At 59.7% G+C, this 25,029-nt stretch carries 25 protein-coding genes; 2 read left to right on the forward strand and 23 right to left on the reverse strand.

Going from position 1 to position 25,029, the window contains the following annotated elements:
• The first annotated feature begins 78 nt into the window (after window positions 1-78).
• Window positions 79-981, forward strand: coding sequence for a LysR substrate-binding domain-containing protein (locus E6W33_RS00680; RefSeq protein WP_136413244.1), 903 nt, complete (start codon window positions 79-81; stop codon window positions 979-981).
• A gap of 40 nt (window positions 982-1,021) precedes the next feature.
• Here E6W33_RS00680 and E6W33_RS00685 read toward each other — a convergent pair whose 3' ends face one another.
• From E6W33_RS00685 to E6W33_RS00715, 7 genes are all read right to left on the reverse strand, one after another.
• Entirely contained in the window at window positions 1,022-1,804 is a 783-nt protein-coding gene (locus tag E6W33_RS00685) for a ferritin-like domain-containing protein (protein WP_247869475.1), read from the reverse strand.
• A gap of 22 nt (window positions 1,805-1,826) precedes the next feature.
• Window positions 1,827-2,999, reverse strand: coding sequence for a hypothetical protein (locus E6W33_RS00690; RefSeq protein WP_136413245.1), 1,173 nt, complete (start codon window positions 2,997-2,999; stop codon window positions 1,827-1,829).
• Window positions 3,000-3,244: 245 nt separating this feature from the next.
• The gene (locus E6W33_RS00695) at window positions 3,245-3,658 is read right to left on the reverse strand and encodes an SgcJ/EcaC family oxidoreductase (protein WP_136413246.1); all 414 of its coding nucleotides are present in this window, start codon (window positions 3,656-3,658) and stop codon (window positions 3,245-3,247) included.
• Between the two features lie 65 nt (window positions 3,659-3,723).
• Window positions 3,724-4,464 (reverse strand): NAD-dependent deacylase, encoded by a 741-nt coding sequence (locus E6W33_RS00700; protein ID WP_136413247.1) that lies wholly within the window; start codon window positions 4,462-4,464, stop codon window positions 3,724-3,726.
• Between the two features lie 50 nt (window positions 4,465-4,514).
• Complete coding sequence (locus tag E6W33_RS00705) at window positions 4,515-4,847, reverse strand: thioredoxin family protein (protein ID WP_136413248.1); 333 nt, start codon at window positions 4,845-4,847, stop codon at window positions 4,515-4,517.
• 58 nt (window positions 4,848-4,905) lie between these two features.
• The gene (locus tag E6W33_RS00710) at window positions 4,906-5,133 is read right to left on the reverse strand and encodes a hypothetical protein (protein ID WP_136413249.1); all 228 of its coding nucleotides are present in this window, start codon (window positions 5,131-5,133) and stop codon (window positions 4,906-4,908) included.
• A gap of 93 nt (window positions 5,134-5,226) precedes the next feature.
• Window positions 5,227-6,114, reverse strand: a complete 888-nt coding sequence (locus tag E6W33_RS00715; protein ID WP_136413250.1) for a DMT family transporter — start codon at window positions 6,112-6,114, stop codon at window positions 5,227-5,229.
• A 132-nt stretch (window positions 6,115-6,246) separates the two neighbouring features.
• Here E6W33_RS00715 and gcvA point away from each other — a divergent pair, with 132 nt between their 5' ends.
• Window positions 6,247-7,158 (forward strand): transcriptional regulator GcvA, encoded by a 912-nt coding sequence (gcvA, locus tag E6W33_RS00720; protein WP_136413251.1) that lies wholly within the window; start codon window positions 6,247-6,249, stop codon window positions 7,156-7,158.
• Window positions 7,159-7,212: 54 nt separating this feature from the next.
• On the opposite strand, the gene clsB is transcribed toward gcvA, so the two are convergent.
• From clsB to E6W33_RS00800, 16 genes are all read right to left on the reverse strand, one after another.
• Window positions 7,213-8,379: a cardiolipin synthase ClsB gene (gene clsB, locus E6W33_RS00725; protein ID WP_136413252.1), complete on the reverse strand. Its 1,167-nt coding sequence runs from the start codon at window positions 8,377-8,379 to the stop codon at window positions 7,213-7,215.
• A gap of 68 nt (window positions 8,380-8,447) precedes the next feature.
• Window positions 8,448-9,242 carry an endonuclease/exonuclease/phosphatase family protein gene (locus E6W33_RS00730; protein WP_136413253.1) on the reverse strand — a complete coding sequence of 265 codons (795 nt, stop codon included), beginning with the start codon at window positions 9,240-9,242 and terminating at the stop codon, window positions 8,448-8,450.
• Between the two features lie 90 nt (window positions 9,243-9,332).
• Entirely contained in the window at window positions 9,333-9,830 is a 498-nt protein-coding gene (gene nudB / locus E6W33_RS00735; RefSeq protein ID WP_136413254.1) for a dihydroneopterin triphosphate diphosphatase, read from the reverse strand.
• 218 nt (window positions 9,831-10,048) lie between these two features.
• Window positions 10,049-11,854, reverse strand: a complete 1,806-nt coding sequence (gene aspS / locus E6W33_RS00740; protein ID WP_136413255.1) for an aspartate--tRNA ligase — start codon at window positions 11,852-11,854, stop codon at window positions 10,049-10,051.
• 86 nt (window positions 11,855-11,940) lie between these two features.
• A complete protein-coding gene (locus E6W33_RS00745) occupies window positions 11,941-12,576 on the reverse strand; it encodes a DUF502 domain-containing protein (RefSeq protein ID WP_136414323.1) in 636 nt (211 codons plus the stop codon).
• Between the two features lie 52 nt (window positions 12,577-12,628).
• Window positions 12,629-12,922: an FmdB family zinc ribbon protein gene (locus E6W33_RS00750; RefSeq protein ID WP_136413256.1), complete on the reverse strand. Its 294-nt coding sequence runs from the start codon at window positions 12,920-12,922 to the stop codon at window positions 12,629-12,631.
• A gap of 198 nt (window positions 12,923-13,120) precedes the next feature.
• Window positions 13,121-14,584, reverse strand: a complete 1,464-nt coding sequence (locus E6W33_RS00755) for a sodium:solute symporter family protein (RefSeq protein ID WP_136413257.1) — start codon at window positions 14,582-14,584, stop codon at window positions 13,121-13,123.
• 175 nt (window positions 14,585-14,759) lie between these two features.
• The gene (locus tag E6W33_RS00760) at window positions 14,760-15,362 is read right to left on the reverse strand and encodes a methyltransferase (protein WP_136413258.1); all 603 of its coding nucleotides are present in this window, start codon (window positions 15,360-15,362) and stop codon (window positions 14,760-14,762) included.
• A gap of 3 nt (window positions 15,363-15,365) precedes the next feature.
• The gene (gene ubiB / locus E6W33_RS00765; protein WP_136413259.1) at window positions 15,366-16,943 is read right to left on the reverse strand and encodes a ubiquinone biosynthesis regulatory protein kinase UbiB; all 1,578 of its coding nucleotides are present in this window, start codon (window positions 16,941-16,943) and stop codon (window positions 15,366-15,368) included.
• Window positions 16,944-17,519, reverse strand: coding sequence for a sterol-binding protein (locus tag E6W33_RS00770; protein ID WP_136413260.1), 576 nt, complete (start codon window positions 17,517-17,519; stop codon window positions 16,944-16,946).
• A 79-nt stretch (window positions 17,520-17,598) separates the two neighbouring features.
• A complete protein-coding gene (locus E6W33_RS00775) occupies window positions 17,599-18,504 on the reverse strand; it encodes a TIM44-like domain-containing protein (protein WP_136413261.1) in 906 nt (301 codons plus the stop codon).
• A 50-nt stretch (window positions 18,505-18,554) separates the two neighbouring features.
• Window positions 18,555-19,289, reverse strand: coding sequence for a bifunctional demethylmenaquinone methyltransferase/2-methoxy-6-polyprenyl-1,4-benzoquinol methylase UbiE (gene ubiE / locus E6W33_RS00780; protein WP_136413262.1), 735 nt, complete (start codon window positions 19,287-19,289; stop codon window positions 18,555-18,557).
• Window positions 19,290-19,408: 119 nt separating this feature from the next.
• The gene (locus tag E6W33_RS00785; RefSeq protein WP_136413263.1) at window positions 19,409-19,843 is read right to left on the reverse strand and encodes a DUF971 domain-containing protein; all 435 of its coding nucleotides are present in this window, start codon (window positions 19,841-19,843) and stop codon (window positions 19,409-19,411) included.
• Window positions 19,844-19,890: 47 nt separating this feature from the next.
• On the reverse strand, window positions 19,891-20,328 hold the full coding sequence (locus tag E6W33_RS00790; RefSeq protein ID WP_136413264.1) for an HIT family protein: 438 nt from the start codon (window positions 20,326-20,328) through the stop codon (window positions 19,891-19,893).
• Between the two features lie 8 nt (window positions 20,329-20,336).
• Entirely contained in the window at window positions 20,337-24,332 is a 3,996-nt protein-coding gene (locus tag E6W33_RS00795) for an FAD/FMN-binding oxidoreductase (protein WP_136413265.1), read from the reverse strand.
• 150 nt (window positions 24,333-24,482) lie between these two features.
• A complete protein-coding gene (locus tag E6W33_RS00800) occupies window positions 24,483-24,971 on the reverse strand; it encodes a YqaA family protein (protein ID WP_136413266.1) in 489 nt (162 codons plus the stop codon).
• Window positions 24,972-25,029 lie beyond the last annotated feature (58 nt).

The raw sequence follows: 25,029 nt of genomic DNA on the forward strand, positions 1-25,029 counted from the left end.
TGAAACCTTATTCTGCCGAGAAGGGCTTGGCGCTAAAATACGCATTTTCTGTAGTTTCCCTTCTCGAATGGAGAAAGCTTGCGTTTCGACCTGACCGACCTGCGCTTGCTGGTGGCCATTGCCGAATCAGGCAGCCTGAGCCGCGCCGCCGCCGATTTTCCGATTGCCCTGTCGGCGGCCAGCAATCGCCTGCGCCACATGGAACACCGGCTCGGTCTCACCTTGTTTAAAAGACACGCGGATGGCATGACGCCGACCTCGGACGGCCGCATCGCTCTCGACCACGCGCGACGGGTGCTGGCGGAAGCCTTGCAGCTCAACCAGGCATTGGATTCCCTGGCCGGGCGGCGACGCGTCACGATCAAGCTCGCGGCCAACACGGTGGCCAACAGCACGTTTCTGCCGCCCGCCCTCGGCCCCTTCCTGATCGACTACCCGGATGTCGATCTGCAGGTCGAGGAACAGCCCAGCCAGGAGATCCTGCAAGCCCTGCAGGCGGGGGACATCGATATCGGCGTGCTGGATGGCAATCTACCTCTGTCCGGGATCGTGTCCTTGCCCTTCCGGAATGACCGGCTCGTGCTGTTCGTGCCGGCGGGGCATGGTCTGGCCGCACGCGGCCACTGCCAGTTCCACGAAGCGCTCAACTATCCGTTTGTTGGCATGCCGGCGGAACGCGCGATGCAGCATTTTGTGGAAGAGATGGCGACCATGCTCGGACGGCCGCTGACGGTGCGGGTACGTGCGCCGAGCTTTTTTGCGCTGGCGCAGCTTGTCACGCAAGGCGTAGGGCTGGCGGTCATGCCGGAGGCCGCCGCGCAACGGCATTGCGCAGCGATGGCGGCGGCCATCGTCACGCTGGACGATTCATGGGCGACGCGGGAGCTGCGGCTCGGCGTGCGCAGTCTTGACGAACTGTCGGCGCAAGCGCGCCAGCTGGTGACTTATCTGACGCAGACCGAGGCCGAGCGCGCCACCTAATCCGCCCTCCCGCGCGGGAGAGCGGAAAACCCCGCACGCCTCAATGCATCTGGGGAGGAGTCGCGTCGCCGATGTCATCCACCAGCGCGCCATCCGATACCGCAGTTCCCAGGGTGGCTTCTTCCAGCCAGGTTCGCACCTGCTGCAGGTGCACCCGCTCTTCATCCAGCGCGACGCTGAAGTCACTGATCAAGCCATGCTGACTCTGATCCTCGGCCAGCGCAATCAGCATTTCCCACCCGGCGTTGTCGGTCATTTCCGCGATCAGGATCGCGTGCAATGACTGCGCAATGGTCGTGCGCGGATCCGTCACCGCCTGCATCAGACCCATAGTCTCCACACCGACCAGATCGGCGCAAGGCGTCTGCGAAGTCGGATCGCCTCCCAGGGTATCAATGGCGTCGGCAATGATCGCAAAATGGCGCGCTTCATCCTGCCGGATTTTTTGCAGGTCGGCCAGCGTCATGCTGGTGGTGTCATCCTGGGTGGCTTCGAACTTGGTGATCAGCGCGTCATACAGGCGCGTGCCGGTGCGCTCGAAGGCCAGCCGCTCGCCGAGCTTGTCGAACAATAGCTGCGGGTGGTCGCCGATCAGCATCGAGGCGCCGGTGGTGATGGCGCCCCGCACCGTGCCGGGTACCGGGACCGAGCCGACCGGCTCGGCATTCACGATATAGCTGCTGCGCATCTCGGCCAAAGCACTATCGTCGCCGGGCGTCGCCGGAATCATTGATGTCGGCATGCCGGACTGCATGGAGCTCGTTTCTAACGGAGACATCTGCACGCCGGTGCGATTCATGCCGACTGGAATCTGCTCTTTCATTGCTGCTCCTTGGTTTCGTGATTCATACCGCCACCGCGACCTTGCGGTTCAGCTCGGTACCCGGCGACCAGATATAGCCGCCTGCGACAATCTCGCTCGGCGATCCGTCGGAATTGATGTGGGTGCGATAGTCGATCGACGCCTGGCTTTCCTGCGACTTGTCGACGAACTGCGTGCCCTTGGCGCGCAGATCGACTTCCTGCGCCAACACCTGCTGAACGAAATCGCGCTGGCTGGCGAACTGGATCGGCTCCGGCAAGGCAGTCGGGAACAATTCGGCGGGATCGCGTTTTTCATACTGCTTGAACAGTTCGGCGACGTGATGGAAATGCCCCAGCTCGTAGTCGAGGAAGCGCTCCCAGATTGCCTTCACGCGCGGATTGGTTTCCTGCTCCACGCAACTGTAGTAGTTGTAGACTTCCGTCGCTTCATGCAGCAACCACTGCTCCAGCACCGATTCCTGCGGATCGATCAGCGACCCGTACTGCGTCACATGCTGCTCCTCGATCGATGCGATTTCCGCATAGAGCTGACGCGCCACCGGATCGGAGAACAAGGGGCCGATATTCATGTAGTAATCGTGCGTCTGATACTCGGCGGCAGTGATCGTCAATGCATGCAACTTGGTGAGCGGCGCGGCCTTGTTGCGGTCGTACGACTCGCGCACATCGTCGACAGGCGAACGGTGTTCGTCCACCGTGGGACGGCCGGGAAGAATATCGGAGTAGCTCTGCAGGATATTGTTGGCATCCTTGCCTTCCAGCCGGTCGAGCAGTGCCGAGTAGCGGTACAGGTGATCGAAGTCTTCCAGCATGCCGAAGCGATAGGTCTGCGCGATATACGAATCGGGCTCGGTCTGAGCGACGGCCGCGGTCACTTCGATCGCAACCTGTTCGTAAGCAATTGTCGTTTCCAGAGGTGAATGATCGGCACCCAGCAGCCAGTTGACCATGGTTGCCTGATGCTGCTCGGTGCGGCGAGTGCGTGCCAGCGACAGGCGCAGATCGCGGTTCATGCGCGCTGCCATGTGCTGGAAGCGCAAGGCTTCGGTTTCGATGCCGTTCATCAGGATGATACGCACGCGCGTGAATGCATCATCGTCGAGTTTGCTGATCGGCTTGCCGACCATGTCGCGCCAGGTGAAACGCTGCTGGTCAAGCGTCGCGCCTTTCGCGCTGAATAAATCAAAAGCCATTGCGGTACTCCTTTCATGGGACCAGTAGGGTGGACCGTGAATCCTTCGCTCGACAAAGCGAAGGGGGAGGTGTCGCAACTTCCATGCCGATACTCGATGCGAGATGCGGCACGCCTTTTCCCTGCAATTCCGGATGCCCAAGGCGACAGGTGCAAAGCAGTTTTTACAAGCGCGACGTAAGGCTTACAGTCCGGCGTCGGAAATCGACGGCTTGCCTCGCTGCAGGTGGAAGGATGGTGAACAGTTCAGCTTCGCTCGGCCGGAGCGCTTGCGGGCTGCGGAGTGAGCATGTTGGCGTCGCGCACGATAACCCAGCGCGCATCGCGTTTCTTGAAGATGGTGAGCGCATGGCCGCATCGTCGCATCGGCAAACCCTGCTCATGCGGCGTCACCGTGACGGCCAGCTTCGTCCAGCAATACGCAAGGTCTGCTGCGACGTCGATTTCTTTTATCTCGGCATGGGATGCGATGCGGTAATGCTTGAGCCCTTCCTCGAATGCATCCAGAAAAGCCTGCCTGCCATGCATAGGTGCTTGCCCCGGCACCAGAAAGACCACGTCCTCCGCCATCATGTCGCGCAGGCGCTCCACCTCGCCCGCCGCCGCCGCGCTTTGCCAGTCCGCAATGAGATCACGTATCGCTTGTTCATCGTTTTGCATGAGAATCCTCGTGGAGTGCGAAGCATACAAACAGGAATGGTTTGCGGCCGGTTGACGGATGCGAATCAGGATCCTGACGGCCAGGCTGCGCGCAACAAGGCCGGCAACACCTCGCCCGCCTTGCCGCGCAAGACATACTGCGCAATCTCATCATGACTGGTGACTTCCGGATTGATCTGAATCACGGTCTTGCCACAGGCGCGCGCATGACGCGGCAAACTCGCGGCCGGCTCGACGAGACTCGATGTCCCGACACAGAAAAATACATCCGTCGCATCCATTGCTTCGGCCGCCCGCTCCCACGCCTGCGCCGGTAAAGCTTCACCGAACCACACGACACCGGGCCGCACCAGACCACCGCAATACGGACAGGTCGGCGGCACCTCGTCATCCTTGATCTCTGCCACTGATCGCCGACATTCGGAACAGAGGTTGTCCAGCAGATTTCCATGCAACTCGATCACATCGCTGCTGCCCGCGCGTTGATGCAGACCATCCACATTCTGCGTGATGACCGTAACGTGTTCGACCAGTCGTTCCAGTTGCACGATTGCCAGATGCGCCGGATTGGGCAACACGTCGCGTATCAGTTTGCGTCGCCAGGCATACCAGTTCCACACGGTGACCGGATCGCGGCGGAAGGCTTCCGGCGTGGCCAGGTCCTCGGCACGGAATTGCGCCCACAGGCCGGTCTGCGCATCACGGAAAGTTGGAATGCCGCTCTCCGCAGAAACGCCCGCGCCGGTAAAAATCGTGATTCGCCGTGCGGCGCGCAGTTTCTCCAGCAGTTCAGGATCGAAGTGCATGGTGTAAAAATTAGCGGGAGGGAATGTGCAGTATAGCCATGCGTTGCCGTTCAACGCGGCGCGTCGATTTTCGCAAGCGCCTGCCGAATCTCATTGGCACTGCCCGGCCGGACCAGGCGCGCGATTTCCTTGCCCTTGTCGAGAAAAACCAGCGTGGGCCAAAGCTTCACCCTGAACGAGCGGCCCAACGGTCGGCCGCTGCCATCCTCGACCTTGATGTGGCGTACATCGGGATGTTCAGTGAAGGCTGAGGACAGGAACGGCTGCGCGGCTCGACAGTAGCCGCACCACGGTGCGCCAAATTCAAGCACCGTCGGGCCGTCAAGCGCATCGACCTCGGCGCGCGCCGGCTCCTTGGCCGCATAAGTGTCGTTCATTGCCATGTCGATCTTCTCTGGAATGTCCTTTGGATTGGATCATTCTAGAAGTGAACCGCCGCAATTAAAAGAGGGATACGCCCTTCATGCCCGCCAGCAGGAAAAGCGCGCCTGCCGCAAGCGGAATGATCGAGTACGCGAGGAGGTGGATCCGGTTCCCCGTCTGCTCGCCGAACAATTGCTTCAGCGCCTGCAGCTTGGACAGCTTTTGAGGATGGGCATAGCGAAAATAGGTGGTGTACAGCCCGAAGAGAAGTACTGCGATACCGACGATGAGGGTGGTGGTGTTCATTGTTTATCCTGGCCATGGCCTAAAGGCTTACACGGACGTGCCCGCGCATCTTGCCATGATTGAACAGCAGTCACAACATCGCATGCCCGGCACTCACGCGGCCGCTTCCTCCGCGATCGGCTCTTGCGTCTGTTTCGGCCGTTGCGCCAGCAGGATGACCGCTGCAAGCACCATGACGCCGCCCAGCAATTGCCCGGCGCTGACCGATTCGCCAAGCAATGCCACACCCAGGCACAAGGTAATGACCGGCTCCAGGGTCGAGATGATGGATGCCTGCGACGCACCGATATGCTTGATACCGATGAGGAAAAAGGCGATCGCGATCACGGTGGAGAACAAGGCAATCGCCGCAATCGCCAGCCAGGCGGTCGTCCCGGACGGCAGCGCGGCGCCGCCCGCGATGGCAAACGAAGTGTTTCCGATCGCGGCGGTGGCCATGATCACCAGCGTACCGGCGAGCGGATCGGTGCCGATGGTCAATCGACCACCGGTCACGATGTAGACCGCATAGATGCCGGCCGCCAGCAGGCCCAGCGCGATACCGAGCGGCTGGCCTTGCAGATTGCCGCCCAGGGTGATCGCCATGCCGGCAATCGCCAGGGCGAGCAGCATCAGCGTGCGACGGTCCAGCTTTTCCCATCCGAGGGCGACGGCCAGCATGGTGACCAGCACCGGATAAATGTACAACAGCAAACCAACCAGTCCGCTACTTGCATAGCGCAGCGCGGTGAAATAACACTGCGCCTGCCCGGTGTACAACAAGCCCATCAGCACAAAGCCGGTCAGCACGCGGCCGCGCGGCATGTGCAGCCGCTTCATCCACACAATCGGCGCCAGGAAAACCGTCGCCAGCACGAAGCGCCAGGCCAGCAGCATGGTCGTGCTTACCCCGGTCGCGTAGGCAATCTTGGCAAAAATGGCAACGCTGCCAAAGCCGAGAGCGGATAGCAAGACAAGGGCGACAGCGGATTGACGGGACATGGCCATGGTGCGAAGAGCAAATCTGGTTAGGGGTAGCGAGGATGAACATCTCTTGTACGTCAGTGTATTTGCTTGCACACGTGGGAACAAACCAATATTCTTGACGGATTGACCCAATCAAATTGAGGCATCATGCATTACCGCCTGCCACCCCTGCCTGCCATCCGCGCTTTCGAAACTGCGGCCCGCTATGGCGGCTTTCAGAGTGCCGGCGAGGAGTTGCATGTCTCCGCGGGCGCAGTTGCCCATCAGGTCAAGCTGCTGGAAAACTGGCTGGGCGTGGCCTTGTTCCAGCGCTTGCCGCGCGGCGTGGTGCTGACGCCCGCCGGGCGCCAATACGCCGAGGCTCTTCGGCCGTTGTTAAGTGGCCTTGCCGAAGTCTCGGAAACGATCCGGCATCGCGGCGATGAACGGGTAGTAACCGTCACCTCGGTGCCGTCGCTGGTCGCGCGCTGGCTGATGCCGCGGCTCGGCCGCCTGCGCGAACAGCATCCCGACATCGACATGCGCGTCCTCGCCTCGCTGCATCCGGTCGATTTCCTGCGCGAAGGCGTCGACGTCGCGATCAGGCTCGGCACCGGCCCGTATCCAGGGCTGAAGGACGACATGCTGATGGAAGAATGGTTCTCGGCAGTCTGCAGTCCCGCCTTCAAGGCAGCGGCGGTCGATCTGCGCGAACCGGGTGACCTGTTGCGCTATCCGCTGCTGCACGATGAAGTGGAAATGCGCATCCCCGACGAAATCAACTGGACGCGCTGGTTGCAGGCTTTCGGCATCAACTACGCCGGCGCGGCACGGCCGAGTTTCTCGCACACCTATCTGACGCTGGAAGCGGCGGCAAACGGCCAGGGCGTGGCGATTGCGGCAGAACCTTTCATCGAGGAAGATTTACGATCAGGCCGACTGGCAAGGCTCTTTCCGCAGCGCGTGCGCGGTCCTTACGGGTTTCATCTGCTTCGCCTGCCGGAAGCGGAAGCGCGGCCGTCGGTCAAAGCCTTCTGCGAATGGATCAAGAAGGAAGCGCAGGCATCCTCGGCGCAATGAACTGCGCTCCCGATCGCTCGATACAGGTCTGCCCCGCACGTCCGTCAAACTCGTTCACTCGGTGTAACGTCCCAGGGTGACGATCCGGAGAATCACCTTGTACATCATGTAAGCCGCGCCGTACCAGGCCCGCTCATACCAGGGAATGTTGGCGTAATCTTCCAGCCGGACGCGCGTGCCCTCTTCCACCGCGTGCTCGATGCGCATGCGCAAGGCATGCGCGAATGCGTGGTCCTTCACCACGATGTTCGCCTCCTGATTGATCAGAAGACTCAGTCCGTCCCAGTTGCTGGAACCAACCGTCGCCCACTCGTCATCGACCACCGCAACCTTCCCGTGCAACTGGGTCTTGCGATACTCCACGACTTTGACGCCGCTTTTCAGCAGCTTGGGATAGAAGGAATGCGCGACCGCATCCTGAATGCGGAACTGTCCCACGCCGATCAGCAAGGTGACGTCGACACCCCGCGATGCGGCCGATGCCAGACCATCCCGCAGTTTGCGGCCCGGCGCGAAATAGGGATTGGCAAGCAAGGCACTCTTGCGCGCGCCGCCGAGGGCCTTCAGGTAGGTCTTTTGAATCGTGCGCCGATTCCGCAGATTGTCGCGCACCACAAATGCGGCGAGCGAGGGCCCTTCCTCAATAGTCGGGCCGGTAAAACGCCGCTCGAGAAAACGTTCCCAGCGGTATTTCAGTCCCAGTCCCGCCAGCAGCATCCAGTGCGCCTGCATCTCGTGATGGATGGTCACCACCAGCGGGCCGTTGATCTGCACGGCGAAGTCCCAGCGCGGCGCCGGCAAGGGCGTGTTGAATCCATCATCTGACACATAGTCGTAATTGATGTTGAGCCCGCCAAGAAATGCCACCTGCCGGTCCACCACGCAAATCTTCCGGTGGGTGCGCGTAATGCCGCGCCTGAACCAGGCGTTGAAGACGCGATGATTGACGCCGCCCTCGCGCAGTATTTGATTCAGGCTGACGGATTGCCGATGCCCGGTGCCGAGCCAGTCGGTAATGACATTGACCGATACGCCTCGGCTCGCGGCACGCAGCAGCGCATCCTTCACTCGGTTGCCGGTTTCATCCAGCGTGAAGATATAGGTTTCGAGAAAGATTTCGAAGTGCGCTGCGTCGATCGCGGCAATCAATGCCGGAAAGAATTCGGCGCCACAATACAGAAGCCTGATTTTGTTGTGAGCGGTAAATTCTACCGAACGCATAAAGGGGGGGAACCACTCCGGGAATGTAATCTTGGCGAGCATTCTACATCGGCGGAGTGGAAGCACCCCTATTTGAGTGCCAGTGAAGCAAGAATGGGAGCATGGTCGGATAGTTTCGCCCACAAGGCTCCGTGCAGCACCTGCGCCGACTCGATCTGGAATCCGCGCACGTATATCCGATCCAGTCGCAGCCAGGGGAGCGCCGCCGGGAAAGTGCGGGCAGGCTTGATTTTCGGCCCACGTCCGCTCAGCATGCGCAGGTAAGAGCCAAAGCCGCGCGAGGAAAGATTGCCGTCGAATACTTCGGTGACGCCGAGGTACTCGCGCAGGGAATCGCTCAACTGATTGGTCCAGTCATTGAAATCGCCGGCAATGATCAATGGCGCTTCGGGCGGCGAAGACGTCAGCACGGCTTCGATCAGCGCATCGGTCTGCCGCTTCCGGCTGCCCGCGAACAAGCCGAGATGAACCACATAACAATGCAGGTCGGCTTCAGGCGACTGGACGATGCAATGCAGGATTCCGCGCGCCTCGAAGGCGTGATCGGAAATATCGCGATTGCTCGACGCAACCACCGGAAAACGGCTCAGCAGCGCGTTGCCATGATGTCCATGGTCATACACCGCATTCATGCCATACACCGCCTCATGCGATTCGCCGGCAAGGAACTGATGCTGAGCCTGCTCCGGCCATAGCGTGGCGTGACGCGTCGCATACTTGTCGTGGCGTCCCTGCACTTCCTGCAGGAAGAAAATATCCGCCTCCATCGACGTCAATGCCTGCTTCAATGCGTGAATGCGCGGCATGCTGCGCAATGAGCTGACGCCTTTGTGAATGTTATACGTCGCGATGCGAAGTTTCATGAAATTATTTTAGACCCTGTGAAACAGATGTGTAGGGTTCGATCGCGGTGCATGGAAATTGTTTCCGCGCGGCTTATTCCAAGTTAAGTTTTAATCTGCCTGCATGTACTTCGGCAGTTGCAGGATTGCCTCGGCATTGGATGGCGAAAAGCACTTGTCGGCCGCTTCACGGTAAGGCAGCCAGAGATGATCGACATGTTCGCGCGGGGCAAGCGTGATGGGGATATCGCGCGGCACCAGCAAGCCGAACACGTGCTCGGTATTCTGGAACACGCCAGGCGCGTAGCGATGGCGCCAGACGGGATAGATTTCATAGATATTGGACAGTCCCCAGTCGCGCAGGTTGGCGAGCGGAACGGCGTCGGCACGTCGCGCCGGATCGGACGCCCCGCCGACAATGCGGATTCCGGTTTCCTCGAACACTTCGCGCATCGCAGTATCGATCAGCGGCTCGTCCGGCGCATCCTTCGAGCCGGTGACTGATTGCCAGTAGTCCTGCTTGTCCGCGCGTTCGATCAACAGCACATCGAGGTTTGCGCTGTAAATCACGACAAGAACCGACTCGGGAATTTTGTAAGGCTTAAGCATGCACCTTCAAGGACGTTTCACAGAAACTGTATGCCACATGATAACCGATGGCGACAACAGCGTATGGGTCCACGAAAAACACAGAAATTCCCATAGCGTCAGCCCAGCCCGGTTTTCAACTTCCGTATCTTTTGTGTCTTCCGTGGACAACAAGTCTTTACGCGTGAAACAAAAAAGCGCGGATGTCTCCGCGCTTTCTTGATGGCGAAATACCTTGATTACGCTTTCGCCGCCGGTTCGACATTGCGCAAACGGATATGCAATTCACGCAACTGCTTCTCGTCGACTTCGGACGGCGCCTGGGTCAACAGACACTGCGCGCGCTGCGTCTTCGGGAAGGCAATCACGTCGCGAATCGACTCGGCGCCCGTCATCATGGTCACGATGCGATCCAGGCCGAATGCCAGGCCGCCGTGCGGCGGAGCGCCATACTGCAGCGCGTCCAGCAGGAAGCCGAACTTGGCTTGTGCTTCTTCCGCCTCGATCTTGAGCGCGCGGAACACCTTGCTCTGCACGTCGGCACGATGGATACGCACCGAGCCACCTCCCAGTTCCCAACCATTCAGCACCATGTCGTAAGCCTTCGCCAGTGCCTTGCCCGGATCGGTCTGCAGGAAGTCTTCGTGGCCATCCTTCGGCGAAGTAAACGGATGATGCGCGGCCACATAGCGCTGATCGTCCTCGTCGTATTCGAACATCGGGAAGTCGATCACCCACAGCGGCTTCCAGGTCTCCTCGAACAAGCCGTTCTTCTTGCCGAAATCGCTGTGGCCGATCTTCACACGCAATGCACCGATCGCATCGTTGACGACCTTGGCCTTGTCGGCGCCGAAGAAGATCAGGTCGCCATCCTGCGCGCCGGTCTGCTCGATGATCGCCGTCAGCGCGGCATCGTGCAGGTTCTTGACGATCGGCGATTGCAGGCCGTCGCGGCCCTTCGCTTTTTCATTGACCTTGATGTAGGCCAGGCCCTTGGCGCCATAGATTGCGACGAATTGCGTGTAGGCGTCGATCTCCGAACGCGGCATCGCGCCGCCGCCCGGCACGCGCAGACCGACCACGCGGCCACCCTGCATGTTTGCAGCAGCGGAGAACACCTTGAAGTCCACGTCCTTCATCACATCGGTCAGGTCGGTGAACTGCAGCTTGACGCGCATGTCCGGCTTGTCGGAACCGTACATCCCCATCGCTTCGGAATATTGCATCACCGGGAACGGGTTCGGCAGGTCGATGTCGAGCACGTTCTTGAACACGCCGCGGATCATCCCTTCGAACAGGTCGCGGATTTCCTGCTCGTTCATGAACGAGGTTTCGCAGTCAATCTGCGTGAATTCCGGTTGACGGTCGGCGCGCAGGTCTTCATCGCGGAAGCACTTGGTAATCTGGTAGTAGCGGTCGAAGTTGGCGACCATCAGCAACTGTTTGAACAGCTGCGGCGACTGCGGCAGTGCGAAGAAATTGCCTGCGTTGACACGGGATGGCACCAGGTAGTCGCGCGCGCCTTCCGGCGTCGACTTGGTCAGCATCGGCGTTTCGATGTCGATGAAGCCGTTCGCGTCGAGGAACTTGCGCACTTCCATCGTCACGCGATAGCGCAGGCGCAGATTGTTCTGCATCTGCGGGCGGCGCAGGTCGAGCACGCGATGTGTCAGGCGTGTGGTTTCCGACAGGTTGTCGTCGTCGAGCTGGAACGGAGGCGTGACCGACGGGTTCAGCACTTCCAGCGCATGCGCCAGCACTTCGATCTTGCCCGACTTCAGGTTGGCATTGGTGGTGCCTTCCGGACGATTGCGAACCAGGCCGGTGATGCGCACGCAAAACTCGTTGCGCACTGCTTCCGCGGTCTTGAATACGTCGGCACGATCCGGATCGCACACCACTTGCACCAGGCCTTCGCGGTCGCGCAAGTCGATGAAAATGACGCCACCGTGGTCGCGCCGGCGGTGTACCCAGCCGCACAGGCTGACGGTTTGGCCGAGAAGCTCCTCAGTGACGAGGCCGCAATAGTGAGTTCGCATAGACATGATTGATTTCCAGTTTCAGATTCTTTTTGATGATCCGTCGCCCGCTGAAGCACCAGGCACGGATCCGGATGAAAAAAATGCCGAGTTCAGATTTGTGGCGGAACAGCCTTCAAATTCTTCGATGCGGCGACCACATATTCGGGCGAAACCACGCCCATCGATACGATGTATTTCAATGCCTCATCGACGCTCATGTCGAGCTCGATCGCATCGGCCCGCGGCATCATGAGGAAGAAGCCGGAGGTCGGATTCGGGGTGGTCGGCACGTAGACGCTGATGTAATCGCCGGTCAGGTGATTCTTCACGTCACCGCCGGGCGTGCCGGTCAGAAACGCGATGGTCCAGGAACCCTCGCGCGGATACTGCACCAGCATCGCCTTACGGAACGCGTTGCCCGACGACGAGAACAAGGTGTCCGATACCTGCTTGACGCTGGAGTAGATCGAACTGACCACCGGGATGCGCGTCAACAGCAATTCCCAAGCATGGACCACCTGCTTGCCGACGAAATTGCGCGTCAACAAACCCGTGACAAACACAAACAGCAAAGTCAGGATCGTACCGAGGCCCGGGATATGAAATCCGATCAGCGTTGCCGGTCGCCAACGCTCCGGCAGCAGCAGCAGCGACTGATCCATCGTGCCGATGACCAGATTCAACACCCAGAGCGTGATCGCCAGGGGTACCAGGACGAGCAGGCCGGTGACGAAATATTTGCGCATGTTTGTCTTTGACATGAGGCGGACCGGCCGCCTCTCAAGGGGATTGTTGTCTTCAGGAGGCGGACGCTGCCGGACACGAAGCGCAGGACGTACTGCCCGAATCGGAGGATGCAGCCGTCTTGTCGGGCGCGGAACCGGTAGCCGGCGCGGACGTACCGCCGCTGCCGTTCCGGAAATCCGTCACATACCAGCCCGTGCCCTTCAGTTGAAAGCCGGCCGCCGTCAGTTGTTTCTTGAAGGTGCTCTTCGCGCAGGACGGGCAGTCCGTCAGGGGCGCGTCAGAGATCTTTTGCAGTACATCTTTAGTGAAACCGCATGTTTCGCAGCGATAAGCGTAAATCGGCATGGTAAATCCCCGCAAAAATCATCCAAAACCCTGAATTATAAAGGTTTTTGCGACGACTTTGCGTGAATGCACGACAAGCGCGGACGCGAGAATGCGACAGCCCGCCGCAGTCGTGCCGACATATGGCTTTCCGTTGCAAAAGAAGCAACAATTCGTGGTTGCTGAAGATTGTCCGCCTTGCATCGGCGCCGCCAAGCCTCAAGCGCTCAGGCCCTTGACCGTGTGCCTGGGCTCATGGCGATTCTTCAGTACCTGCGGCATGAGCGAGCCCAGGATCATGCCGGCGAAGGCGGCGATCAAGCCCGCAAGCTGGCCGGGAAACTGCTCGCCAAGACTTGTCAGCTGGGGGAAGAACAGGATCCAGGTCCCAATGCCGGCCGCCAGCGAAACGATAGCGCCCTGGGTCGTCGCCCTATGCCAGTACAGTCCCATCACCAGCGGCACAAAGGCACCAACCAGCGTTACCTGGTAAGCCGCCGACACCAGATCGTAGATCGGCGTGCCTTTCATCGCGATGGCATACGCCAGCACAAGTACCGCGAACACGACGATGGTGGATCGCATTGCGAACAATTGCTGGCGGTCACTCATGTTCGGGCGCAGATTCTTGAGGATGTTTTCAACGAAGCTGGTGGAAGGCGCCAACAGAGTGGCCGAGGACGTGCTCTTGATGGCGGAAAGCAACGCACCGAAGAAAAAGATTTGCATCACGAGCGGCATCTTGGTCAGCACGAACGTGGGCAGCAGGCGCTGATAATCATTCTTCATCAGGTCAACCGCACTCTCGCCCATCACAATGACGGCGCACGAAACGATGAACATCGGCACGAAGGCGAACAGAATATAGCTCGCTCCGCCAATGACCGCACCGGCACGCGCGGTGGGCGCATCCTTGGCCGACATGACACGCTGGAACACGTCCTGCTGGGGAATACTGCCGAGCATCATCGTCACGCCCGCGCCAATGAAGGCCGCAATTTCAGTGAAGCTGGGCGTCGGCAGGAATTTCCACAGATTATCCCTGGAAGCCATGGCGAATACCTGACCGGCACCACCAGCCAGGTCGGCGGAAAAGAAGGCGATGATGCTCAAGCCGATCACCAGGACGATCATCTGGATGAAATCGGTCCAGGCCACCGCAAGAAAACCGCCGATCACAACATAGATCAGCACTGCGAGCGTGCCGACGATCATCCCGGCCGTTTCCGACATGGCGCCATTCGTCAACACCGAAAACACCAGTCCAAGCGCGGTAATCTGAGCAGCCACCCAGCCCAGGTAGCTCAGAATGATCGCCACGGAACAGAACACCTCGATGCCCTTGCCGTAGCGCTGGCGGTAGAAGTCGCCAATGGTCAGCAGATTCAGCTTGTATAGCCGGGCCGCGAAGAACAAACCCACCAGGATCAGGCAGGTACCGGCTCCGAAGGGATCCTCGACAATCGCACTGAGGCCGCCCTGCACAAATTTGGCCGGGATACCCATGACCGTTTCGGCGCCGAACCAGGTCGCGAACGTCGTCGTCACTACCATGATCAGCGGCAGGCTGCGGCCGGCGATGGCGAAATCATTCGTGCTCTTGATGCGCGTGCCCGCCCATACGCCCAGTGCAAGTGTTCCCAGCAAATACAGGACGACAAAGGAAATCAGTGTGTAGTTCATGTGTATTCGCTCCGCACGAAAAATCCGGTCTGTTCAATGGAGATCGGCTGCCGGTCCAATTTGCTGAATGAGAGGGGCCTCGGCACGCGCCCTTGTCAAATTTTTCGGGATTATAGCTTCAGAAATCCATCGACATGATTCCCGAAAACGAAAAAGGCGTGCTTTTTTGGAGCGATCAGCGCTCGCGGCGGCGCCATACCTGCCAGCGCTCTTTTCCTGCAAAAACAGGCAGCGAGTCTGCCACCGCCTCGCCGGCGATGCGTTCGAAGAAAGGAACCAGCAAGCTTTCCAGCTCGGCGGGAGCAATCCCGAATGGGGGGCCTTTCGGCGTATCGTCAAAGAAAAAGAATCCGGCCAGCAGGCCGCCCGGCGGAAGAAGCTCTGCCCAGCGGTTCACGACCGCCTGCCGCATCCGGTGCGGCAGCGCACAGAAGAAAGCGCGCTCGTAGATGAGCTCGACGGGATGAGAAGGCGCAAACGCGAAAAAATCGGCCTGCACAACCCGATCCGCCCAGCGGCCCAGCACCTTGCGCGCCGCTTCCACCGCCGCTGCGGAAAAATCAATCGCCGTGACGTCCCATCCCGCTTCGGACAGGCATGCCACTTCATAACCTGTTCCGCATCCGGGAATCAGCGTGGCGTATGGGCGAGGCGATTGGGCGACAAATTGCCGAAAGGCGGCGGGAACATCGCCGCGATCCCACGGCGTGAACTCTTGCTCAAAGCGCTCCGACCAGAACTCGGGCGCGGAAGGATCCCGGCTTGCGAAGGTAGGCACGATTTACCACCAATGGAATTGATAGAAGCGAATCAGCACTTGGGCGACCGCGATCCCGATCAGCAAGCCGCCACCAAAGTACACACCAAGACCGAGCAGCAAATTGGTGCGTCTTTGCTCGGCAAGCAATTGCATGAGCAGCTCGTCGTTTTGTCGCGACGGGTTTTCCGCTCGCGCGCTCAACACCTGGTGGATCAGGCGCGGCAGTTCCGGAATCATCTTGTTGTAGTGTGGGAGTTCTTCCTTGAAGCGGGAGACCAGGCCACGCCAGCCGATCTGCTCCTGCATCCAGCGTTCCAGGTAGGGCTTCGCGGTCTTCCACAGATCGAGGTCAGGGTCGAGTTGCCGGCCCAGTCCTTCGATATTGAGCAGGGTCTTCTGGAGCAGCACCAATTGCGGCTGCACTTCGACATTGAAGCGGCGCGAGGTCTGGAACAATCTCAGCAGCACCGTGCCGAAGGAGATATCGCGCAGAGGCCGGTCGAAGATCGGCTCGCAGCAAGCGCGGACCGCCGACTCCAGCTCATCGACGCGCGTGTCCTTCGGCGCCCAGCCGGATTCGATATGCGCCTCGGCGACACGCTTGTAGTCGCGACGGAAGAACGCGAGAAAATTCTGCGACAGGTAATCCTTGTCGTAGTCGGTCAGCGTACCGACGATGCCGAAGTCGAGCGCGATGTAGCGGCCAAATGTGGCCGGCTCGATTGACACCAGGATGTTCCCGGGGTGCATGTCGGCATGAAAAAAGCCGTCGCGGAATACCTGCGTGAAAAAGATTTCCACGCCGTCGCGCGACAGCTTCTTCATATCCACACCTTCCGCGATCAGGCGGTCGATGCGCGAAATCGGAATGCCGCGCATGCGCTCCATGACGATCACCGACGTGGAGCAGTAATCCCAGTACATTTCCGGCACGATCAGCAATTGCGACTGCTGGAAATTGCGACGCAGCTGGCTTGCGTTGGCCGCCTCGCGCATCAGGTCGAGTTCATCGTGCAAGTACTTGTCGAATTCGGCGACCACTTCGCGCGGTTTCAGGCGACGGCCGTCAGCCCACAGTTTTTCGACCCAATCGGCGGCGATCCGCATCAGGGCAAGATCCTTCTCGATCGACTTCTTCATGCCCGGTCGCAAAACCTTCACCGCAACTTCCTTGCCGTCCTTGAGTTTCGCAAAATGGACCTGTGCGATTGAGGCCGATGCAACGGGCTTACGCTCGAACTCGGCAAACAGGTAATCCGGATGCGCGCCGAGCGATTTCTTGATCTGGGCGATCGCCAGATCGGAGTCGAATGGCGGAACACGATCCTGCAGTTTCGCCAGTTCGTCGGCGATATCCGGCGGCATCAGGTCGCGCCGGGTCGACAACACCTGACCGAACTTCACAAAGATGGGACCGAGGTCTTCCAGTGCCTGGCGCAGACGCACGCCGCGCGGCGTTGTGATATCGCGCCAGAAGTTCATCGCGCCGATGAGCTTGGCCAGCCGGGGATTCGCCAGCTCCGACATCGCGATTTCATCCAGGCCGTATTTGATGACGACCCGGAAGATCTTGAAAAGCCGCAGGAATTTAAACAGCATTTAGCGGCTTCCCTTCAGTTTCTCGATACGCTTGCTCAGGCGTTCGACATCGTCACGCAGTCTGGCGACCTCGCTGGCGAAATCGTCAACCATCCGCGGCCGTACCAGCAGCGGCTTCTCGTCCAGGAAATATTCGGCCACGTTCTCCGCCAACTTTTTCTGCGTCGACACGGCGGTCTCGACTGCCGCGCGCACACCGCCTGCGACCCGTACCGCAGCCGCGTCGCCGATCAACCTGCTCAGGTCCTCTTCCGCTTCCCAGCGCAGCGAATCGGAAAGCTGCGAGATGGTATTGGCAAAATCGGCATCGCCTTCGATCTGCACATAGGAAAATGCATGCTCCCGATGCTGCATGATCAGTGGCAAATCGGACAGTTTCACACGGATCGTGACATTCACCGGTTCCTCCACGCCAGCAGCCTGGACCATGCCATCCGCCATCACCTTGAGCCGGATGCCGGCGAGACCGGCATCGAAGAAGGCGACTTTGCCTGCATGCTTGACGAGCTTGTCGCGCGCCCAGGTTTCCCGGACCAGCAGGTGGTTGATTGCAGCGGAAGTGGTGGAAGAGATCATGGTGACAAAACAAAACCGCCCGTGACTATTCACGGGCGGCCTCAAGTTTACCAGTTTGCCGATCGGTATTTCGGCCGGCTCAAGATAATTGTTGAATCCCGGCCATCACCCAGCCGCCCTGCCCCGATACCGGTTTCGTCAGATTCCAGATTTCGGCGAAAGGTTCGGCCGGCGCGTTTTCGGCTTCTTTTATCATTCCCGAGAATTTCACGCTGGCCATGTACTCATCGCCGGTTCTTTCCATGCCCAGCAGTTCGGCCTCCAGCGACACGACATCGGTATGGTTGGGCGATGCGCCGCGCTCCTGCAGTTGCAGGCGAAGCTCGGCAAACATTTCCGGCGTCGTGAATTCACGGATGTCATTGATATCCGCCTTGTCCCAGGCGGCTTGCAGTCGGATGAAATAGGTCTTTGCATGGCGCAGGAAGGCCGGCGCGTCGAAATCCGAGGGAAGACTGGACACATTGCTGCTGACCGGCTCGGCCTGGAATGCCGCGGGTTGTATCTGCGGCTCGAGGCGCGAACCGATTTCCGGCGTGCGCGGTCCCGAATAGCTGCCGGCGTAGGCCGGTTGCACATCATGTCCACTCTTGTTCCGGAACAGGCGCATGACGAACACCACCCCAACGGCGATCAAGGCAAACATGAGTATCGTGCCGATCATGCTGGCCATGACACCGCCCAGGCCGAAATGCGACAGCAACGCGCCCAGCCCCAAGCCAAGCAATGCGCCGCCGAGCATGTTGCGCCACGGGCTGGCAGGTCTTGGAGGAATATTGTTTTGCGGCGCTGCGGCGGGTGACGAGGGTTTCGCCTGATTGGAATTGGAAAACTGACCAGGAGATTGCGACGGCGCCTGACGGCTGTAGCTCGGCGCTTGCCGGCCAAACGATCCGCCGCCACCAAGCCGACGCGCTTCCGCATCGGAAGCGACGACGGCCATCGCGCCCAGGGTGACCACCAGGGCGATCAGGAATTTTTTCATGAAACTCTCCTTGTAGCCGCGCGAAACCGGAAATCGGCTCGCTACGACTGCTACAGCTTGATGCCGGTGTGCAGCGCGGCGACACCCGCAGTCAGGTTGAAGTACTCGACGCGTTCCAGCCCCGCGTCCTGCAGCATCTTTTTCAGGGTTTCCTGATCGGGATGCATGCGGATCGACTCGGCCAGGTAACGATAGCTCTCGGAATCGTTGGCGATGCGCTTGCCCAGCCATGGCAGAACCGAGAACGAATATACGTCGTATGGCTTCTGCAGCGGTTCCCACACTTTGGAAAATTCCAGGACGAGCAACTTTCCTCCGGGTTTCAGCACACGCTGCATTTCCGCCAGTGCGGCATCCTTGTGCGTCATGTTGCGCAAGCCGAATGCCACGCTGACACGGTCGAAATAATTGCTCGGGAACGGCAGTTTTTCCGCGTCGCATAGCAAGGTGGGGGTTGCGAGTCCCTTGTTCAATAGCCGGTCGCGGCCGACGCGCAACATCGATTCATTAATGTCGGTCAACCACACCTCGCCCGTCGGCCCGGCCTGCCTCGCAAAGGCCTTGGCCAGATCGCCTGTGCCACCGGCGATGTCGAGCACCTTGAACCCGGGCCGCACGCCCGCCTGCGCAATGGTGAATGCCTTCCAGATGCGGTGCAGTCCGCCGGACATCAGATCGTTCATCACGTCGTACTTGCTGGCAACGGAATGAAAGACTTCAGCGACTTTCTGAACCTTTTCTTCTTCGGGAATGGTTTGATAACCGAAATGGGTCGTATTGGTCATGGGTAGGAGCCTGTTAATCCAGCCCGCATTATACAAGTGCAGACAGACGGTATTGCCAAGCGTTCCATCCGGCAGTTCGCGCGGGGCTGAATATTTTGCTTGGTGTCAAATTCAAAGAATCAGTGCTTGTGCCCGCAACTGCCGCCCGCGCTCTGGGCCGACTGCATCGGCGCATCGCGTCCGGTCTCGCGGGTGAATCCCGCCGCTTCCAGGCGCTTCAGATAGTCTTCCCACAGCTGCGCCTGGTTGGCGCCGAGCCAATGCAGGTAATCCCAGGTATAGATACCGGTGTTATGGCCATCCGAAAAATGCAATTGCACCGCGTAATTGCCAACCGGATCGATGGCCGTCATGAGCACGTCGCGCTTGCCGGTCTGCAAGACCTCCTGTCCTGCGCCATGTCCGCGCACTTCGGCGGAGGGTGAATTCACGCGCAGGAATTCGAAAGGCAGGGAATATACCTCGCCCGACTCGAACGCGAGTTCCAGCGCGCGCGATTGCTTGTGGACGGTGATGGCGGTCGGCGTCGTTCCGGCGGTCTTTGTATCAGCCATAAATGTGCAGGTCTCAGTGATTCTTTTTTCCAGTGGAAACCGGTATATCAAAGAAGGGAGTTATCAAAGCGATCGAGTATCGCCTCGCGCAACCTCGGCACCAAGGCCCTGCGCTTGGCCAGATCGGTCGAATCGGGCGTGCGCTTGACTTCGCCCCAGATCGGATTGGGGAAATGGGCATCGTCTTCGTAGCGTGGAATGATATGCCAATGCAGGTGCGGCACGACATTGCCGAGACTGGCGACGTTGATCTTGTGCGGTTGCATGACTTCACGCACAGCTTCCTCGACCTGCCACACGGCGGCAATCAGGATGGCGCGCTCCGCAGTGGAGAGATCAGTCATCTCCCTGGTGTGCGCATTCCAGATCACGCGACAAAAACCGGGATAGCGTTCGTCATCGACGATCACTATCCGGTAGTTGTCATCCCGGTAGACGACATCGCCACCGGGCTGGATGCACAATTCGCAGGGCGTATTTTTCACGTTTTACCTCAGACCAGCACGCGTTCAATGCCGCCGTTGTTGGCAAGTGCGACATAGTCGGGCATCCAGTTTTCGCCGAGCAGATACTTGGCCATTTCGATCACGATGTAATCGGCGGTGGTGTCGGCATCTTCGTTATAACGCAACAAGCCTTGCAGGCAGGACGGGCAGGAAGTCAGGATCTTCACATCGCCGCTGAATCCGTCGGCACGCAGCTTGTCCGCGCCTTTGCGCATTTCCTCTTCCTTGCGGAAGCGAACCTGCGTCGAAATGTCCGGACGGCTGACGCCCAGCGTGCCGGACTCGCCGCAGCAACGCTCATTCTTTTCCACTTTCTGGCCGTCAGCGGTCGTGATCAGCGCGTTCACCGTTTTCAGCGAGTCCTGCTGCTTCATCGGATTGTGGCAGGGTTCGTGGTACATGTAGCGCGTGCCGGTCACGCCTTCCAGTTTCACGCCTTTCTCGAGCAAATATTCATGGATGTCGATGATTCGGCAACCCGGGAAAATTTTCTCGAATTCATAGCTCTGCAACTGGTCGTAGCAGGTGCCGCATGACACTACGACCGTCTTGATGTCGAGGTAGTTCAGCGTGTTGGCCATGCGATGGAACAGCACGCGATTGTCCGTCACCATCTTTTCCGCCTTGTCGTACTGGCCGTTCCCGCGCTGCGGGTAGCCGCAGCACAAGTAGCCCGGCGGCAGCACAGTCTGCACGCCGACATGCCACAGCATCGCCTGCGTGGCCAGGCCGACTTGCGAGAACAGCCGCTCGGAACCGCAACCCGGGAAATAGAACACGGCTTCGGTGTCGGCCGTGGTCTTCTTCGGATCGCGGATGATCGGCACGACCTTGTCGTCTTCGATGTCGAGCAGCGCACGCGCGGTCTTCTTCGGCAGGTTGCCAGGCATCTTCTTGTTGATGAAGTGAATCACCTGTTCCTTGACCGGCGGCTTGCCATGCGTTGCCGGCGGCGCCTTGGTCTGCTTGCGGGCAAACTTCTTCAGCAGGTCGTTCGCGAACCGCTGCGCCTTGTAACCGATGCCCGTCATTGCAGCGCGCGTGGCATTGATCGTCGCCGGGTCGGTGGCATTGAGGAAGAACATCGCAGCGGCGGTGCCGGGATTGAACGACTTCTTGTCCATCTTGCGCAGGAGGTTGCGCATGTTCATCGACACATCGCCGAAATCGATGTCGACCGGGCATGGCGTCACGCACTTGTGGCAGACGGTGCAGTGGTCGGCGACGTCCTCGAATTCTTCCCAGTGCTTGATGGATACGCCGCGACGGGTCTGCTCTTCGTACAGGAATGCTTCAACGAGCAGCGATGTCGCGAGAATTTTGTTGCGCGGCGAATAAAGCAGGTTGGCGCGCGGCACGTGCGTGGCGCAAACCGGTTTGCACTTGCCGCAGCGAAGGCAGTCCTTGACGCTGTTGGCAATGGCGCCGATGTCGCTCTGCTGCATGATCAACGACTCGTGCCCCATCAGGCCGAACGACGGCGTGTAGGCATTGCGCAAATCCGCGTGCATGTCAGGCAGATTCAACAGCTTGCCCTTGTTGAAGCGGCCTTCAGGATCGACGCGCAGCTTGTAGTCGCGGAATTCCTGGATTTCGTCTTCCGTCAGGAACTCCAGCTTGGTGATCCCAATGCCGTGTTCGCCGGAAATCACGCCGTCGAGCGAGCGCGCCAGCACCATGATGCGCGCAACCGCGGCATGCGCATCCTTCAGCATCTGGTAGTCGTCGGAGTTGACCGGAATGTTGGTATGCACATTGCCGTCGCCCGCATGCATGTGCAAGGCCACGAACACGCGCCCGCGCAGCACACGCTTGTGAATGGCGCTGCATTCGTCGAGGATCAGCTTGAACGCGCCGCCATTGAAGATCTGGCGCAGTTGCGCGCGCACCTCGGCCTTCCACGAGACGCGCACCGTACGGTCCTGCACCACATGGAACACTTTCGCGTCGGCCTGGCGCGCCAGGCGTTCATCAAGCCAGGTTGTCGATACCTCCAGCGAGGCCAACTCATCACGTGCATCGTGCAGCGGCTTGTCGAGCTGCATCAGGAGGTAAGTCCAGCGCGCGCGTGTTGCATCGATCAGATCCAGCGCTTGCGCAACGCGATCGCCAAGCAGTTCTTCGGGCGGAATATCCTTGGCATCCGCATCATCGCTCTTGCCGAGCGGCAGATGGCCGGCCTTGAAGAAGGCGCGCAATTCATCCAGTAGCTGCAGCTTGTTCTTGATCGACAGCTCGATGTTGATGCGTTCGATGCCGTCGGTGTACTCGCCCATGCGGTTCAGGGGAATCACCACGTCTTCGTTGATCTTGAACGCATTGGTATGTTTCGCGATCGCCGCCGTGCGCGCGCGGTCCAGCCAGAATTTCTTGCGCGTCTCTGGGCTGACGGCGACGAAACCTTCGCCGACACGCGTATTGGCCATGCGAATCACTTCCGATGCGGCGCGCGCGACAGCATCTTCATCGTCGCCGACGATGTCACCGAACAGCGCCATTTTCGGCAGTACACCGCGCTTGGACTTGGTGGAGTAGCCGACTGCACGCAGATAGCGCTCGTCGAGATGCTCCAGGCCGGCCAGGATCGCGCCGCCCTGCTTCGCTTCGGCGTCGAGGTAATCCTTGATCTCCACGATGGACGGAATCGCGTCGCGCGCCTGGCCGAAGAATTCGAGGCAAACGGTGCGCGCAAACTTCGGCATCTTGTGCAGGATCCAGCGCGCGGACGTGATCAGGCCGTCGCAGCCTTCCTTCTGCACGCCCGGCAGGCCAGCGAGGAATTTGTCGGTGACGTCCTTGCCCAGGCCTTCCTTGCGGAAGCGGCGGCCTTCGATTTCGAGGAATTCGGTCTTGAACGGCTTGGCGTTCTTGCCCTTTTCGCTCGGATGCGTCCACTCCAGCTTGAACTTTGCTACCGGCGCATCGTGAATCTTGCCGAGATTGTGCTCCAGGCGAGTGACCTCCAGCCAGTCGCCGTTCGGGTCGACCATGCGCCAGCTCGCGAGATTGTCCAGCGCAGTACCCCACAGAACGGCCTTCTTGCCGCCCGCGTTCATCGCGACATTACCGCCAACACAGGAAGCTTCCGCGGAAGTCGGATCGACCGCAAAGACGAAGCCGGCTTTTTCCGCGGCATCCGACACTCGCTTGGTAACGACGCCGGCGCCGGAATAAATCGTCGCGTAGGGCTTGTCGACGCCCGGCAGCATGGTCATCTCGACCGCGCCGAGCTGTTCCAGTTTTTCCGTGTTGATCACTGCCGACAGTGGCGTCAGCGGCACGGCACCGCCGGTATAACCGGTACCGCCTCCGCGCGGAATGATGGTCAGGCCGAGTTCGATGCAGGCTTTCACCAGGCCGGCCATCTCGTCTTCGGTATCCGGCGTCAGGACAACGAACGGATACTCGACGCGCCAGTCGGTGGCGTCGGTAACATGCGATACACGCGACAGACCGTCGAACTTGATGTTGTCCTTGGCAGTAAAACGGCCAAGCACCTTGGTGGCGCGCTTGCGCAGATCCCAGGTTTGACGGAATTCCTCACCGAAATCGGCAACTGCCTTGCGTGCGGCCTTCAGCAGAATTTCGACGTTGGCGCTGCGGCGTTTGGCCTGCGCATCGCCCGCTTCGGCCAGGTCGGTCGTCAGGCGGCGCTTCTCGACTTCGGTCAGACGATGATTGAGCGCGTCGATCAGCGCCTGGCGACGCTTCGGGTTGTCGAGCATGTCGTCCTGGAGATACGGATTGCGCCGCACCACCCAGATGTCGCCGAGAACCTCGTACAGCATGCGCGCGGAACGGCCGGTCTGCCGCTCGCTGCGCAGCTCGTCGAGGATGCGCCACGATTCTTCGCCCAACAGGCGGATCACGATCTCGCGATCGGAAAACGAGGTGTAGTTGTAGGGAATTTCGCGCAGGCGGGTCGGAGCGGCACCGCTGGGCGCGTCGGAAAGCAAAGCTTGGATTTGTGCTGGGGCGTTCATCAAAAATAGTCGGACTAACCCTTAAAGGCGCATTTTAGCTTATTGCAATGCACCAGGCTGAACAGCCTTATGGTCCTTACGGCCAAATTGCCGAAACATCGCGAAATCGCCGCAGGTCAGGGCAATAACAGTATTGAAATTACAACAGACCTATAGCCAGCTCACCAACTGCCGCCAGAACCCGTTCGGGACATACAAGAGCATGGCGGTCATCGTGAGATAGCGCAGGAACTTGCCGATGGCCATGTAAAACACGCATGGCCAGAACGACAACTTCAACCAGCCGGCCAGCGTACAGATCGGATCCCCGATGCCGGGCAACCAGGCAAGCAGCATGGTTTTCGCACCATAGCGCTGCAGCCAGCCGAACCAGCGGCTTTCGCGTTCCTTGGCGAATGCCTGCTTGGCGCCGTAACCCATCCAGTAGTCAATCACGCCACCCAGCGTGTTTCCAGCAGTGGCGACCGCCATCGCCGGCCAGAACAAGGCGCCATTGGCTTTCACCACGGCGAACACGGCCGGCTCCGACCCGAGCGGCAGCAAGGTCGCCGACAGCGTGCTGATAAAGAAAAGCGACGTCAGGCCGACGTCGGGTATTGCCAGAATATTCAGCAGCCAGCGAATAGCGGATTCGATCATTGGACAAGGATGGCCGCACCGCGTGCGGCGTCATGGACAGGGTGTGACATGGCGGCAA

Origin of the sequence: Herbaspirillum sp. ST 5-3, assembly GCF_004804275.1 — a bacterium.
Taxonomy (GTDB): Bacteria; Pseudomonadota; Gammaproteobacteria; order Burkholderiales; family Burkholderiaceae_D; genus Noviherbaspirillum.